Annotated in this window: 13 protein-coding genes and 1 pseudogene; 3 read left to right on the top strand and 11 right to left on the bottom strand. The window is 70.3% G+C overall.

Annotated elements, in window-relative coordinates:
- Positions 1–311: 311 nt before the first annotated feature.
- Complete coding sequence (locus QF030_RS04835; RefSeq protein ID WP_057577098.1) at positions 312–590, bottom strand: GlsB/YeaQ/YmgE family stress response membrane protein; 279 nt, start codon at positions 588–590, stop codon at positions 312–314.
- Positions 591–829: 239 nt separating this feature from the next.
- Positions 830–2,188, bottom strand: coding sequence for a glycine betaine/L-proline transporter ProP (proP, locus tag QF030_RS04830; protein ID WP_307161394.1), 1,359 nt, complete (start codon positions 2,186–2,188; stop codon positions 830–832).
- A gap of 348 nt (positions 2,189–2,536) precedes the next feature.
- On the opposite strand from proP, the gene QF030_RS04825 reads away from it, so the two are divergent.
- Complete coding sequence (locus QF030_RS04825; RefSeq protein ID WP_307161393.1) at positions 2,537–3,439, top strand: NAD-dependent protein deacetylase; 903 nt, start codon at positions 2,537–2,539, stop codon at positions 3,437–3,439.
- A 30-nt stretch (positions 3,440–3,469) separates the two neighbouring features.
- Here QF030_RS04825 and QF030_RS04820 read toward each other — a convergent pair whose 3' ends face one another.
- From QF030_RS04820 to QF030_RS04810, 3 genes are all read right to left on the bottom strand, one after another.
- Positions 3,470–3,985 (bottom strand): carboxymuconolactone decarboxylase family protein, encoded by a 516-nt coding sequence (locus QF030_RS04820; protein ID WP_307161392.1) that lies wholly within the window; start codon positions 3,983–3,985, stop codon positions 3,470–3,472.
- 215 nt (positions 3,986–4,200) lie between these two features.
- Entirely contained in the window at positions 4,201–5,481 is a 1,281-nt protein-coding gene (locus QF030_RS04815) for a YhgE/Pip domain-containing protein (protein ID WP_307161391.1), read from the bottom strand.
- A 213-nt stretch (positions 5,482–5,694) separates the two neighbouring features.
- Positions 5,695–6,225: a GNAT family N-acetyltransferase gene (locus QF030_RS04810; protein ID WP_307161390.1), complete on the bottom strand. Its 531-nt coding sequence runs from the start codon at positions 6,223–6,225 to the stop codon at positions 5,695–5,697.
- Between the two features lie 332 nt (positions 6,226–6,557).
- Between QF030_RS04810 and QF030_RS04805 the strand changes: the two genes are divergently transcribed.
- Complete coding sequence (locus QF030_RS04805) at positions 6,558–7,547, top strand: aldo/keto reductase (RefSeq protein ID WP_307161389.1); 990 nt, start codon at positions 6,558–6,560, stop codon at positions 7,545–7,547.
- A gap of 99 nt (positions 7,548–7,646) precedes the next feature.
- Here QF030_RS04805 and glpK read toward each other — a convergent pair.
- The 4 genes and pseudogenes from glpK to QF030_RS04785 form a co-directional block, all read right to left on the bottom strand.
- Positions 7,647–9,165 (bottom strand): annotated as a pseudogene (gene glpK, locus QF030_RS04800) (glycerol kinase GlpK).
- A 25-nt stretch (positions 9,166–9,190) separates the two neighbouring features.
- The gene (locus QF030_RS04795; protein WP_307161388.1) at positions 9,191–10,036 is read right to left on the bottom strand and encodes an MIP/aquaporin family protein; all 846 of its coding nucleotides are present in this window, start codon (positions 10,034–10,036) and stop codon (positions 9,191–9,193) included.
- Between the two features lie 283 nt (positions 10,037–10,319).
- Positions 10,320–10,616 carry a hypothetical protein gene (locus tag QF030_RS04790; protein WP_307161387.1) on the bottom strand — a complete coding sequence of 99 codons (297 nt, stop codon included), beginning with the start codon at positions 10,614–10,616 and terminating at the stop codon, positions 10,320–10,322.
- 325 nt (positions 10,617–10,941) lie between these two features.
- On the bottom strand, positions 10,942–11,481 hold the full coding sequence (locus QF030_RS04785) for a cupin domain-containing protein (RefSeq protein WP_307167467.1): 540 nt from the start codon (positions 11,479–11,481) through the stop codon (positions 10,942–10,944).
- A 154-nt stretch (positions 11,482–11,635) separates the two neighbouring features.
- Between QF030_RS04785 and QF030_RS04780 the strand changes: the two genes are divergently transcribed.
- Complete coding sequence (locus QF030_RS04780) at positions 11,636–12,274, top strand: nucleotidyltransferase domain-containing protein (protein WP_307161386.1); 639 nt, start codon at positions 11,636–11,638, stop codon at positions 12,272–12,274.
- Positions 12,275–12,386: 112 nt separating this feature from the next.
- On the opposite strand, the gene QF030_RS04775 is transcribed toward QF030_RS04780, so the two are convergent.
- Both QF030_RS04775 and QF030_RS04770 read right to left on the bottom strand, forming a co-directional pair.
- A complete protein-coding gene (locus tag QF030_RS04775; protein ID WP_307161385.1) occupies positions 12,387–13,148 on the bottom strand; it encodes a bestrophin-like domain in 762 nt (253 codons plus the stop codon).
- 65 nt (positions 13,149–13,213) lie between these two features.
- Positions 13,214–13,774, bottom strand: coding sequence for a hypothetical protein (locus tag QF030_RS04770; RefSeq protein ID WP_307161384.1), 561 nt, complete (start codon positions 13,772–13,774; stop codon positions 13,214–13,216).
- Positions 13,775–14,067: the final 293 nt, after the last annotated feature.

Below are 14,067 nucleotides of genomic sequence, written 5' to 3'. Positions count from 1 at the left end.
CGATCACCCCCGCCGCGACGGCCCCGCCGACGGCCGCCAGCGCCACCACCACCGGGGGCAACCGGACGGCCCAGCTCCCGTACCACTCGCCGACCGCCGGACAGCGGGCGGGACCCGAAGTTCCCCCGAAGGCCGGTAGGGACTGTCACATCCTCATACCGCGGCCCCGTTCCTGGGCGGCCTGCCGAAGCGGGCCGGAGCCGGGACGTGGCGTCCCGGAGGCGTAAGGGGCTGTCAACGCCGACGGCTCCCATCCTGAGCACAGGACGGGAGCCGTTCGGATGCCTTGCCGTCTGAACCGTCGGCGGCAGTCACGCGTGGCGGTGCGAATGCCGGTTGCCCGTGACGAGGCGGTAGAGGGCGAGCAGGATGAACGAGCCGACGATCGCGGCGATCCAGGTGGAGAGGTCGAAGAACCCGTCGATGGAGTCCACGCCGAAGATCACCTTGCCGAGCCAGCCACCGAGCAGACCGCCGACGATGCCGATGAGCATGGTGACGATGATGCCGCCCGGGTCCTTGCCCGGCATCAAGGCCTTGGCGATGGCGCCGGCGAGCAGGCCGATGACGATCCACGCGATGATGCCCATGATGTCTCTCCGCTTCTTCGTGTAAAGACAGTGTCAGCATCTCGTGTGCACCATTCGCGTTCGAACAAACGTGGCTGACGCATAGTTCGTGGAAGGAGAAGCGACGCCCGGTTGCGAAGCGGGCTCTGTCCCACCGCTTCGGCCGGCTTGCCGTCAAGGGCTCGAAGGTTCGCGCCCCGTGTTCCGGCCGGCCGGTCCGGACGTCCTCGGCTCGCGTCCCGCGCTCCGCGTCCGCAGCCCTACAACGAGGGTGCCGAGCCCGGCAGCGGGCGGCCCGCCGACTCGGCCATGAACCACACCGCCACACCGCCGACCACGGCCGCGGCCATCATGTAGTACGCGGGCATCATCATGTTCCCGGTCGCCCCGATCAGGGCCGTCACCACCAGCGGGGTGGTGCCGCCGAAGATCGAGACGGAGACGTTGAAGCCGATCGACAGCGAGCCGTAGCGCACCTTCGTCGGGAACAGCGCCGGCAGAGCGGCCGGCATCGCCGCCGTGAAGCAGACCAGCAGCAGGCCCAGCGCTCCCATGCCGAGCGCGACCGCGAACAGGCTGCCCTGACGGATCAGCAGCACCGCGGGGACGGACAGCAACAGGAAGCCCGCACAGCCCGCGGCGATGACCGGCCGGCGACCCACACGGTCGGTCAGGGCTCCCGCGAAGGGCTGGACGATCATCATCAGGGCCATCACGCCGAGTACGACGAGCAGGCCGTGCGTCTCGTCGTAGTGGAGCTCACTGGTCAGGTAGCTCGGCATGTACGACAGCAGCATGTAGTCGGTGACGTTGAAGACCAGCACCAGTCCGACACAGAGCAGCAGCGCCCGCCACTGGCCCACGATCATTCGGCGCAGCGGCACCTTCGGGCGGTTCGACTCGGCCTTCTCCAGCTCGGCCGCGAACGCCGGGGTCTCCTCCAGCCGCATCCGCAGATAGAGGCCGACGATGCCCATCGGACCCGCGATCAGGAACGGGATCCGCCAGCCCCAGCTCAGCAGGTCCTCGGTGGACAGCAGAGCGGTCATCAGCGTGACGAGGCCGGCGCCGCCGATGTACCCGGCGAGCGTGCCGAACTCCAGCCAGCTGCCGAAGAAGCCGCGCCGTTTGTCGGGGGCGTACTCGGCGATGAACGTGGAGGCGCCCGCGTACTCGCCGCCGGTGGAGAAGCCCTGCACCAGGCGGGCGGCCAGCAGGAGCAGCGGGGCTCCGACGCCGATCGACGCGTACGACGGGATGAGGCCGATGGCGAAGGTGCCCGCGGCCATCAGGATCATGGTGACGGCCAGCACCTTCTGACGGCCGACGCGGTCGCCGAGCGGCCCGAAGACCATCCCGCCGAGCGGTCGGACCAGGAAGGCGGCGGCGAAGGCGCCGAAGGTGGAGAGCAGCTGGGCGGTCGGGTTCCCGGACGGGAAGAAGACCTTGCCCAGGGTGACCGCGATGTAGCTGTAGACACCGAAGTCGAACCACTCCATCGCGTTGCCCAGCGCGGCGGCCTTCACGGCGCGTTTCACGAGCGCTGGGTCGGTGACGGTGGCGTTCTTCGGGACGGTCGGGACGGATGTCGGGGGAGAGGCGACTGTCGCAGTCGACAAAGCTTCGCTCGCCTACTTTCGTCGGGGGCAGGGGCGGGACTGCTCGGCGGCGTCGGCGGCAGGCCAAAGAGCGACGATAGGCAGACATGTCCCCCTCACGGACCGTGCATGCTTAGGTGCATACTGCACGTAAATGTGGTGTGGGCAGGCCCGAAGGCCCGGTCGGAAGGCCGCTTCGCCGGACCGTGTTGTGACCCATCTCGCGTCCCGCGCACGCAACCGAACCGCAGGTCGCCCGCATGCGCCGGCCGGCCGGGTGCCGGACCGAGGGGTGGGAGGAGTCCGGCTGGACCCGGCCCCGGACTCGGTCGCGGACGCCGAAGGCGGTCCGTTCCGTACGCTGGCGGCATGCGCATGCGCCCCACTCTGAGCTGGACCCCCGCCGAGGACCTGCCGCCGGGTACGACCGATCCGGAGCAGGTCGTCGACGCGCTGAGCGCCGGCGGTGTGCTGGTGCTCAGCGGGGCGGGCATCTCGACGGAGTCGGGAATCCCCGACTACCGGGGCGAGGGCGGGAGCCTGAGTCGGCACACCCCGATGACCTACCAGGAGTTCACCGCCGATCCCCGGGCGCGACGCCGGTACTGGGCGCGCAGTCACCTGGGGTGGCGCACCTTCGGGCACGCCCGGCCCAATGCCGGGCACCTGGCCGTGGCCGCGTTCGGGCGGCACGGCCTGCTCTCGGGTGTCATCACCCAGAACGTCGACGGCCTGCACCAGGCGGCCGGCAGCGAGGGTGTCGTGGAACTCCACGGAAACCTGGGCCGGGTCGTCTGTCAGTCCTGCGGCGCCCGCAGCCCGCGCCGCGAGCTCGCCCGACGGCTGGAGGAGGCGAACGCGGGCTTCGAGCCCGTGGCGGCCGCGCTCAATCCGGACGGTGACGCCGACCTCACCGACGAACAGGTCGGGGACTTCCGTGTGGCGCCCTGTGCGGTCTGCGGAGGCGTCCTCAAGCCGGACGTGGTGTTCTTCGGCGAAGCCGTTCCGCCGCCACGCGTCGAGCACTGCCGATCGCTGGTCCGCGACGCGTCGTCACTGCTGGTTCTGGGATCCTCGCTGACGGTGATGTCCGGGCTCCGGTTCGTCCGTCAGGCGGACCAGGCCGGGAAGCCGGTGCTGATCGTCAACCGGGACCCCACCCGGGGCGACCGGCACGCCGTCGCCCGGATCGAGCTGCCCCTGGGAACGGCCCTCACCACGGTGACCGCACGGCTGGGGATCGCGCTCGAGGACCGCACGGCGCCCGCGTGAGACGGTGACGGCGCCGGACGTCGTCGGCACTTATCGGTACGGGCTGGTCTCGCCCTCGGTCGTCACGCCGAAGGTGTTCAGGAAGTTGCTGACGAGCTGGTAGAACCCGACGGTGATGACGAGGTCGGAGAGCTGCTCCACGGTGAGGAACTCCAGCGCCTCGGCGCGCTCGGCGTCGCTCAGGGTGTGCCGGGCGAGCAGACGGTCCGTGCAGCGGAGGACCGACGCCTCCTCCTGGGACAGCCCCTCGGTGGAACCGGTGGCGGCTGCGGCGAGGGCGGCCTGGCCAAGCCCGACCAGGCGGCCGATGTTCTGGTGGTGGTGGACCTCGTACGGCGCACCGTAGACGTGTCCGACCCGCACGATGGCGAGTTCGCGCAACTGGTCCGGGAGAGAGTTGTGCTGCAGGATCGCGTCGGCCATCTCCAGGAGGCCGGGGGCGAGTCGGGGGGAGTGCATGATCATGCGGAAGACGTTGAGCGAACCGCGCCGGCTGACGGCTTCCCGCAGTTCGGCGGGCAGGGCCGACAGGTCGGGATACTCCATGGCGAACTCCTTCGGCAGGACGGCTCGGTCGCACTTCCGGGTCGGCTGCCACGGCACTGTGCCGAGACTTCCCGGAGCGTAGTGAAGGCGCCCCCTCGCGCGCGCCCGACTTCCCGGATCCCGGGCGCTCCGCGGCGGATTTCCCGGAGAAGAACGCCGGCGCCGCCCTCGACCCGCACCACAGGCTTTCGCGGGGCGGTGGTCGGCGTGTCCGCTCAGGTCGGCTGCGGGGTGAGGCGCTTGTGGCCCTTGCGGTCGTAGTACGAGGTCATCGCGAAACCGAAGAGGAGCCCGACGGCCGCACCGATCGCGATCATGGTCCAGGCGTGGGCGAGTCCGGCGTCGCCCCGTGCGTCGAAGTAGAGAATGGCGCGGACACCGTCGCTGAGCTGGCGCATGGGCTCGAAGTGGGACAGGAAGCGGTAGAACGCGGGGACCGCCTGGAGCGGAACGGTGGCGCCGGACGACGGCAGACCGAGCACGATGAACACGAACATGGACACCAGTTGGCCGATCCCGCCGAAGGCCGCGTTGATGGCCTGGACGCCGAGGCCGACCGCGAGGGCCGCACAGTAGGAGTAGATCCACAGCAGGGGGATGTGCGTGGCGTCCATGCCCAGGACGCTGACGCAGGCGAGCAGTACCAGGGAGACGCTGAGGACCGTGATGCCGGCCGTCATGGCCATCTTCAGCAGCAGCGTCTGGGTGCGGTTGATCGGCACCGTGGGCAGCCGGGTGTGCCAGGGGCCGATCTCGTTGTCCGCGTAACCGAGGGCCGTGTCCACGCCGTTGCTGATGACGTTGCCGCCCATGAAGCCGGCCAGCACGAGGAGCAGCGTGTAGTAGAAGGCGCTCAGACCCAGGCCGCTGTCGTCGCCCAAGGGGTGACCGACCCGGGTGACGACGTTCACCGGGTCGGCGAGCAGAAGCCTGGTCGTCGAGTTCGCTCCCGAGGCGGCGGCCGTCAGCTGTTCGCCGATGGTCCGGGAGGACTGCTGGGCCGCCGTGGTGGTGATCTTGCTCGCGAGCGAGGAACCGAGGCTGCCCTTGGCGGGGTTGGTCAGCACGGTCATCGTGGGGCGGGCGGTCGCGTCCGCGCGGGTGAGTGCGGCGATGGAGTCGGTGAAGTCCGCGGGGATGACCAGGGCGCCGTAGACCTGGCCGGAGTTCAGCTCGTCCTGGGCCTGGGCGAGGGTCGACTGCCGCCAGTCGGCCGTGTCGCTCGAGGTGTCCGAGATGATGGCCGCCGCCACCTGGGCGCCGAAGTTCTGTTTCTGCCCGGTCGGCGGCTCGCCGGTGTCGCCGTTGACGAGTGCGATCGGCAGGTCTTGCAGGTCGCGCTGCGGGTTGACGATGCCGCCCATGTACAGCAGCGACAGCAGCAGGGCGAGCAGTCCGGTGAGGACGGTGGGCACCAGCCACAGCCGGGGACGGCGCAGGAGCGTGGCGGCATGTGCTTGCGGGCCGGGGTCGGGGGTCGTGCCGTCGGCGGTCATGGTTCTCCGTCGTGTCTGGGACCTGGCGGGTGGGCGTCCGCTCCCGGGCCGGCCGCCGTGGGTTGCCGGTCGGGACGAGGAGGTACGGCGAGTCGTCCCCAGTCTGGCCGTGCCCGGGCCCGGGAAGGCGCAGGCAGTCGGCGCGGAGTCGCGGCACCAGCCGGATGGGGCCAACCCCGCCCCTGGCGGGGCCCGGCGGCCGCGCCCTCTCGCTCAGAGAGCGATCCAGTACCGCCGCTTGCCGCCGGCGTCGGTGGCGCGCACATCCTCCAGGACGCCACCGTTGCGCTCGATGGTCCGGGCCGATCCGATGTTGTCGTCGTCGCACGTGACGAGGACCCTCTCCAGGCCGAGCGCGCGGGCCTCGGGCAGCACCGCCCCGAGGGCCCAGGTGGCCAGGCCGCGTCTTCGGGCGGACGGCCGGACGCTGTACCCGATGTGCCCGCCGACATCGAGCAGGACGGCGTTCAGACGGTGCCGCAGATCGATGGCTCCCAGGTAGCGGTCGCCCTCGACGATCCACCAGTGGGTGGCGTGGACGCGCTCCTCTGCCACGGCGACCGACGTGTCGGACTGCTTGCGCAGTTGTTCCACCCACGCGGAGAAGGCCTCGGGGCCGGCGAGGTCGGCCTCGGATGCGAGACGCAGACCGGTTCCGGCCTGGTGGGCCCCTGCAGGCCACTCGTCACGCGCCGCCAGCCAGGAGGACCGGAGTCGGTCCGTGGGGGTGATCAGTGCGGGCATGCGGGCGAAAGTACCACTCGGTCACCCTCTCGTGACCAGGCATTTTCCTTACCTTCGCGCACGTGCCGCCGCTCGCGCACGACGTCGTGGAACTCCGGTACGGAACGGCGGCGCGGCACGGAGGCTACCCGCCAGTAGGTGCGGATCCCGGGCGGTCGACTTGCGCTGGAGTGCGCTCCAGGTCGTAGCGTCGCAGACATCGCGGCGCGCGAAGCCGGTGCCGTCAGGGACCTCGCACGGGATGCCGGGCGGTGGAATCCGTCGCTGGACGGATGAGGGGCTTCGCGCGGTCCGAACAACGGATCAGTGCGCAGGAAAGGCTGGGACACGGCATGCAGAAGCGCAGTCTGCGGGATCTCCAGGTATCGGCCATCGGTCTGGGGTGCATGGGGATGTCCGCCTTCTACGGATCCACCGATCAGGAGGAGGCCGTCGCGACCATCCGGCGTGCCCTCGACCTCGGGGTGACCTTCCTCGACACGGCCCAGATGTACGGGCCGCTCACCAATGAGTCGCTGGTCGGCGAGGCGATCCGGGGACACCGTGACGAGTACGTGATCGCGACCAAGTTCAACTACCGGATGGACGAGGCCGTACCGGGCGACATCAGCACGGTCGGCCCGCAGGACGGCTCGGCGGAGCACGTCCGGAGCTCGGTCCACGGTTCCCTGGAGCGGCTGGGGACCGACCACATCGACCTGTACTACCAGCACCGGGTCGACCCGAACGTGCCCATCGAGGAGACCGTCGGCGCGCTGGCCGAGTTGGTCGCCGAAGGCAAGGTGCGGGGCATCGGCTTGAGCGAGGCGAGCGCGGAGACCATCCGGCGCGCCAACGCCGTACACCCGGTCACGGCCGTGCAGAGCGAGTACTCGCTGTGGTCGCGGGACGTGGAGGACGAGGTCCTGCCCGCCTGCCGTGAGCTGGGCATCGGCTTCGTGCCGTACTCGCCGCTGGGCCGCGGTTTCCTCGCCGGCCGGTTCACGTCGCCGGACGACCTGGACGCGAACGACTGGCGCCGTGAGAACCCGCGTTTCCAGGACGCCAACCTGACGGCGAACCTTCGGCTGGCGGCGAAGGTGAAGGAGATCGCCGCCGAGAAGGACGTGCCCCCGGCCCAGCTGGCCATCGCCTGGGTGCTGGCCCAGGGCGAGGATCTGGTGCCCATCCCGGGCACCAAGCGCCGTACCTACCTGGAACAGAACGCCGCCGCCGTGGACATCACGCTGACCGGGGAGGACCTGGCCCGCATCGACGCGGAGCTGCCCGAAGCGGCGGGTGAGCGGTACGACGAGGCGGGAATGCGGTCCGTCGATCGCTAGCCGCGGTCCAGGGGAAGGCGGGCCCTGCCGGATGCCGGGGCCCGCACGACGCGGACAAGCGCCGCCCGACGTTCACGGGCGGCGCTTGTCGTCGTCGGGCTATTCGACCTTGGCCCAGTCGAGCGTGCGCTCCACGGCCTTCTTCCAGCCCGCGTATCCTTCCGCGCGCTGGTCGTCGGACCACTGGGGCTCCCAGCGCTTGGACTCCTGCCAGTGGGTGCGCAGCTCGTCGGTGTCGCGCCAGAAGCCGGTGGCCAGACCCGCCGCATAGGCGGCGCCGAGCGCGGTGGTCTCGGCGACCACCGGACGGGCTGACCGGGACGCCGAGGACATCGGCCTGGATCTGCATGCACAGGTCGTTGGCCGTGACGCCACCGTCGACCTTGAGCACGTCGAGGTGGACGCCGGAGTCCTGCTCCATCGCCTCGACCACGTCGCGGCTCTGGTAGCAGATGGACTCCAGGGTCGCCCGGGCCAGGTGGCCGTTGTCGTTGTAGCGGGCCAGGCCGACGATCGCGCCGCGGGCGTCGGAGCGCCAGTACGGAGCGAACAGACCCGAGAAGGCGGGGACGAAGTACATCCCGCCGTTGTCCTCGACGGTGCGCGCCAGCGTCTCGCTCTCCGCCGCGTCGTTGATGATCTTCATCTGGTCGCGCAGCCACTGCACCGCGGACCCGGTGACGGCGATGGAGCCCTCCAGCGCGTAGATCGCCGGGCTGTCGCCGAACTGGTACGCCACGGTGGTGAGCAGGCCGTGCTGCGAACGCACCAGTTCCGTACCGGTGTTCAGGACCAGGAAGTTGCCCGTGCCGTAGGTGTTCTTGGCCTCGCCCGGCGCGTAGCAGACCTGTCCCACCGTGGCGGCCTGCTGGTCGCCGAGCACCCCGGTGATGGGGATGGCGGCGCGCAGCGGCCGGGAGGTGCGGGTCACGCCGAACGCCTCGCGGTGGGAGGACGGGTTGATGGCCGGCAGCATCTGCCGGGGGATGTTGAAGAAGCCCAGCAGCTCGTCGTCCCAGTCGAGGGTCTCCAGGTCCATCAGCATGGTACGGCTGGCGTTGGTCACGTCGGTGGCGTGGACGCCGCCGTCGGGGCCGCCGGTCAGGTTCCACAGGACCCAGGCGTCCGTGTTGCCGAAGAGGGCGTGACCCTGTTCGGCCGCCTCGCGGACGCCGTCGACGTTCTCCAGGATCCACTGGATCTTGCCGCCGGAGAAGTAGGTCGCCGGGGGCAGCCCCGCCTTGCGGCGGATGACGTCGCCCTGGCCCGAGCGGTCCAGGGCCGCCGCGATGGAGTCGGTACGGGTGTCCTGCCAGACGATGGCGTTGTAGTAGGGACGTCCGTTGCGCGGGTCCCACACCACCGTCGTCTCCCGCTGATTGGTGATGCCGATCGCGGCCAGGTCCTCGGGGGAGAGGTTGCCGTGCCGCAGCGCGTTCTGCATCACCGAGTTGGTGCGCTCCCAGATCTCCACCGGGTCGTGCTCGACCCACCCCGAGCGCGGGAGAATCTGGGCGTGCTCCAGCTGGTGCTTCGCCACCTCGTTGCCGGAGTGGTCGAAGATCATGAATCGGGTGCTGGTGGTGCCTTGGTCCACCGCGCCCACGAAGTCCGCCATGGGTTGCCGCCTCTGCTGTGGGGGTTCATTCCTCGGGGGTCGGAACTCGGCCGGGAGGCTCCGGCTCCGCCGTCGGCAGGAACCGGCCGATGAAGGCCTTGTAGAGGCCGGCGCCGAGCAGGCCGCCGATCAGGGGACCGACGATCGGCACCCAGAAGTAGAGGTTCCCGTACTGATCTCGCCAAGCCGTGCCGTAGCCCGTGATGAAGCTGGCCAATCGGGGCCCGAAGTCACGTGCCGGGTTGATCGCGTAACCCGCGTTGGTGCCCCACGCCATGCCGATGGCAACGACGATCAGACCGACGATGAACGGGGCCAGGTTGGCGCCCGGCGGAGTGTTCAGCAGGTCCGTGACGGCCAGGATCAGCAGCAGCAGGATCGCTGTGCCGATGATCTGGTCACGGAACGCGCCCCACTCGTGGACCGGCAGATTCGGATTGCCGTTGGCGGGGAGCGTGGAGAACACGCCCTGCGTCTTGATGGTGTGTCCCGGGTCGGCCTTCGCCAGCGCTTCGGTGTAGTTCCACCGCACGATGAGGGCCGCCACGAAGGCGCCGGCGGTCTGGGCCAGCGCGTAGGGCGCCACCTTGCGCCACGGGAAGCCCTTGAACGTGGCGAGGGCGACCGTCACCGCCGGATTGAGATGGGCGCCGCTCAGCCGCGCCGCGACGTAGACGCCCAGGGTCACGCCGAGGCCCCAGGCCCAGGCGATGCTGTCGTGGTTTCCGAGTCCTCCGGGCGGCGTCGTGAGCGCTCCACCGGCGACCACCTGGGCCACCACGCCACAGCCGAAGAGGATGAGAATCATGGTGCCGGCGAACTCGGCCGACAGTTCGCCGACCAACCCCAGCCTTTTCAATCGCTCAGCCATGGAAGCCCGCTTCCCGCCGGCACGGAGCCGGCACGTCGACTGCTCGAGCTCTCCCGCACAACAGCATAAGGCGATCATGGGTCAATCGCACAGAAGGAAAAATTCCCGGGCTGCCGGGGGTTCCGCCGGACGGCAGCTGATTCGGGACAGCCCGCAAATGGATCACGCAATGGATCACTGAAGAGAAAGGAGAGTCGCTCCGTGACGGATTCCTGAAATCGACAGGCCGGTATCAGGAATCGCATACACGACGGGAATGAGGATGGTTCGGCGACCTTCGTCGCTAGCGGGTGACCACGTTGAACACCGGATAGGTCCGTGGTTGGACGTCCGGGAGGCCGAGCTCCCGCAAAATCGGGACGAGGGTCTCGCCGAACTGACGGAAAGCCTCCTCGGACTCCCAGACGTCCACGACGAGCCAGCCGTCGTCCGTGGGCGCGGAAGTGTGCGAGACAAGACCGGCCACCGGCCAGTCGGCGGGGCTTTTGACCGGCCCGGGTCGGCCGGCCACCTTCTCCGCGCTCTGCTCGTACTTCTCCTGGGTCATCCCCGGCATTTCGAGGATTACGACGACGGCCATGCTGAGCTCCTTTGCACAGACAAACGGAGTCTTCCGGCCAGTTGACCAGCTTGGCGCGCCGTCTGCGCGCGGGCGTGAGCCGTACAGGGTACGCGGCGACCGGAACAGCGGCGGCGAGGACGGCGACCGGGGCCGCGTTCCGCACGGTGGCCGCCTCGGCGGGCGCCGCACGGGGAGCCCGCCGACGCGTTCGCCCCGAGGAGCCCAAGAGCCGGGGAGACTGCCGCCGGGCGCGGTGCGAGGTGGCGACGGAGCCACTTGGCCGCAATTACCTTCCGGGAAACATCTTCTGACGTGCAGTCATGTCCGACGACAGGCGGCGGCCTCAACCGCGCGCGGCCAGCGCCTCGCGCCATGCCGGGCTGTCGACGTAGTGGTTGTCGAACCGCTCCGACGAGTCCTTGATCTGCTGCGGGTCGGCCTCGCCGCGCATCACCCGGCCGAGCAGCCGCAGGTAGTCGAAACGTCCGGCGCCAGGGGTGAAGACGAACAGCACGTCGGCCGTCCTGCCCGGCGCCGCGGCGAAGGCGTGCGGGGTGTGCGGCGGCACCACGAGGAAGTCGCCCGCCTCCAGGACGACGATCTCCTCGCCCACGAGCACCTGGAGCGCTCCGTCGATCACGAAGAACGCCTCGGACGCTTCGGTGTGCAGGTGGGCGGGTGCTCCCACCGCCCCTTCGGCGAACGTCGAACGGTAGCTGGTGAGTCGCCCACCGGTGTGATCGGAGTCGGCGAGAAGTGTCATGACACTGCTGGGGTCACGGGTCGTCTCGGCGGCGGCCGCGCGGGTGAGGATCGGGGCGAAGTCCGTGGTCTGCGTGGTCTGCGTGGCCTGGGTGGTAGGCGTGGTCTCGTTCTTCTTCATCATGACTACGACTCTAGGGAGTCGATCGACCGGTATCACGGTGCATTCCGGGGCCTGATCCATGGGTCAATTCGCTCGGGGTCGTACCGCCGGACCCTGAGCTCGGCGCCCCACGAGGAGCCCGCCCAGCGCCTCTCGGACATAGGTTGTACCGATGACCGACCTCCTGCCGCCCGGCGGCGCCGTGCCCGGTGCGGACGATCTGCAGGCCCGGTGGGCTGACGCGTGGCGGCCCGAACAGGTGGTGGAGCGGCTGGGTGGGGTGGGTGCGCCCTGGTGTGTCGCCGCTGGGTGGGCGCTCGATCTGTTCCGCGGGGAGCAGTCGCGGCCGCACGGTGATCTGGAGATCGCGGTACCCGCGGCGGGATTCCCGGAGATCCGGGACCGCTTCGCCGAGTACGTGTGGGACGCGGTGGGTTCGGGACACATCTGGGCGGAGGCCGGAGCCGAGGCCCTGGAGGCCACACATCAGACCTGGCTCCGGGACCCGGCGAGCGGTCGGTTCCTGTTCGACGTCTTCCGCGAACCGCACGAGGGCAGGACGTGGATCTGTCGGCGCGACGAAACCCTGAGGCTGCCGTACGACGAGATCGTCGAGCGGACGGCGGACGGGATCCCCTACCTCATCCCGGAGTTGGTCCTGCTGTTCAAAGCGAAAGAGACACGGCCGAAGGATCGGGCGGACTTCGAGGGGGTGCTGCCGCTGCTGGCCCCGGCGCGGCGCGTTCGCCTCGCTGAGTGGCTGGACCGTGTACACCCGGGGCATCCCTGGCTGGCTGAGCTGACGGGGTAGGGGCGCGGGACGCGTCGGATCCGTGCGCGAGTCGAAGGCGCACAGCCGGCCGGCACGCATCGGGGCCCGCCCCCCCAGGGCCGTTTCGTCGAGCGATCGACCGACGTCTGTCTCAGGTCGTGCCCGCGTACAGCTCTTGCAGCGGCTGTGCCGAGTCGAGGCCGGAGTGGCCGAAGGGCGCGTCGAAGCTCCAGACCATGAAGAGCAGGAAGACCACCAAGGCGCTGAACGCGGTGGCCAGCATCAACTCCCGGGCAGAGCGCCGGATCTGAAGGGCGTAGAGCAGGCCGAGCGTGACGATCCCGCCCGCGATCAGGCCGAACCAGACCACTCCCGGCAGGGTGCTGCCGGCGCTGTCGAGGCGTTGGTGGCGTGCGTCGTCGGCGGCGGCGACCTGATCGAGGAGCGGCTGGTAGGCCTGTGCCTGGAGTTCGTCGGTGGGGGTGTGGTGCGCGATGTCGCTGCGGATGCGGGTCAGCAGTCGGCCCCCGGTCGCGTCGATCGGGCCGTCGTCCTCCATGGCGGGCCATTCGGCGGCCACGGCGTGCCGGGCGTAGGCGTCGATGTGCTGCTGGACCCGGGTGTGGAAGGAGGCGGGGTAGACGTCCAGACGCTGGTCGATCTCGTACAGCGCCTGGGCCTCGCGCTGCACGGTGTCCTCGGCCGCGCCGCGTGCTTCCCACACGCCGGCGATCGCCAGACCGAGGACGATGGCGTAGACCACGCCGACCATCATCACCATGTACTCGAGCACGTCGGGTGTCTGTGAGGTGTCCTCGTCGTCCGCCACGCGGCGGTGACGCATCACGGTGGCGGCGATCACGAAAGCGCAGACCAGCGCACAGGCCAGGGTGTAGATCAGCCATTCCGGCACGGCAGGACTCCAGGATGTGCAGATGAGCAGATGGGGGGCGAGGTGAAGGGCGGGTCCCGGGCGGGTCAGCCGCTGTTGCGGCGTCGGGAGCCCGGGCGTAGCGCGGCGGCGGCCAGGATGGCCGGGGTGGTGATCACGACGGTGGTCATCGTGGTGGACAGGCCGGCGGGCGCCGGACGTGCCGAACCGCCGCCGTAGTGGAAGCGCGGCACCCAGCGGAAGGGCGCGGCGCGGGGCCCCGGGGCGGGCGCGTCGGCGGCGACGACGTCTGTCTCGGGCGGCGGTTCCGGCGCGGGCGCCCGGCGTTCGGCGGCCCGGGGGAGCGGGGTCGCCGACGGGCGCCGAGCCGGTGGGGTGCCGACAGGGCCAGGTGCCTGTGCTGCCGGTGCCGGATCTGCCGAGGGGACCGGCTCACGCGACGGCCGGGGTGCGGGCGGGGGCGACGACGGACGGATGACGGGCCGCTGTGGGGAGGGGGCGCCGATCTCGACCCAGCCGTCGGCGGAACACATCACCACATGGGTGGTGGTGGGAGTGGTGTCGACGACGACCGCGGGTCCGCCGGCGCCCGGCAGCGGGCAGAGCGCGGCGGCGGTTCCGAGACCGACGGTGATCCAGCCGCTCACCAAGGCTGTTCCTCTCCGCTGACGGTGCGCGCTTCGGACAGAGGCACACCTGAGTGGGTGCCGACGCGCTCACCGGGCGGTGGCCGTGCGGCAAGGGGAGCAACGATCATGCTCGGCCCGGGACACGGCTGCGCCCGGCCTTCCGCCCCGCAGGTGTCCGAGCGCCCACGTCCCGGCCGCCGGGCGTGCCGGGGACGTCGGCCGGTTCGGTCGCGGCGCCCGTCCGTTCCTTCCTCCAGGGCGGTTCCGAGCGCTTCAGGGCGCTCCGGGCTGGTCCCGTCCGGGCCGCGCCG

The sequence above is a fragment of the Streptomyces rishiriensis genome, from assembly GCF_030815485.1.
In the GTDB taxonomy this organism is placed as follows: domain Bacteria; phylum Actinomycetota; class Actinomycetes; order Streptomycetales; family Streptomycetaceae; genus Streptomyces; species Streptomyces rishiriensis_A.
This window is presented reverse-complemented; position numbering and strand designations above follow the sequence as displayed.